Origin of the sequence: Stenotrophomonas sp. 3diitr2024, from assembly GCF_042136455.1 — a bacterium.
Taxonomy (GTDB): domain Bacteria; phylum Pseudomonadota; class Gammaproteobacteria; order Xanthomonadales; family Xanthomonadaceae; genus Stenotrophomonas; species Stenotrophomonas sepilia.
In genome coordinates this window covers 1-324 of the sequence record NZ_JBHHMJ010000296.1, presented here as the reverse complement: position 1 = coordinate 324, position 324 = coordinate 1, and the positions used below count along the sequence as shown (strand labels likewise).

Sequence of the window (324 nt, the reverse complement as noted above, 5' to 3'; positions counted from 1 at the left end):
TGGACGGCGCGCGCATTGCCATCGCACCGCTGCGGTTCGGTGCCGGCGTAAAAGGCAAGATCAACCTGAGCATGGCCCATGGCCAACCGGTAGTCGGTACCACCTGCGCCGTGGAAGGTCAGGAACAGCAGGCGGAAGCTGTAGAAGCTGGTGACGATCACGCCACCCAGCACTGCCCAGTAGCCGTAGGTGGCCACCCAGTTGTCGGACAGGTGCGATCCGTGCAACCGTGACAGAACGATGGCCGCGTGGCGGCGATCATGCACTGCAGCAGGACATGCAGCGACCTGGATGAGCTTCCCTTCACAACATCGAGGCAAAGAA

At 62.0% G+C, this 324-nt stretch carries 1 protein-coding gene; it reads right to left on the bottom strand.

Annotated features, from left to right (window positions below; all coding sequences use genetic code 11):
• Positions 1-266: hypothetical protein (locus ABGA94_RS06770; RefSeq protein WP_375366773.1), on the bottom strand; the 266-nt coding region annotated here is incomplete at its 3' end.
• Between the last annotated feature and the right edge of the window lie 58 nt (positions 267-324).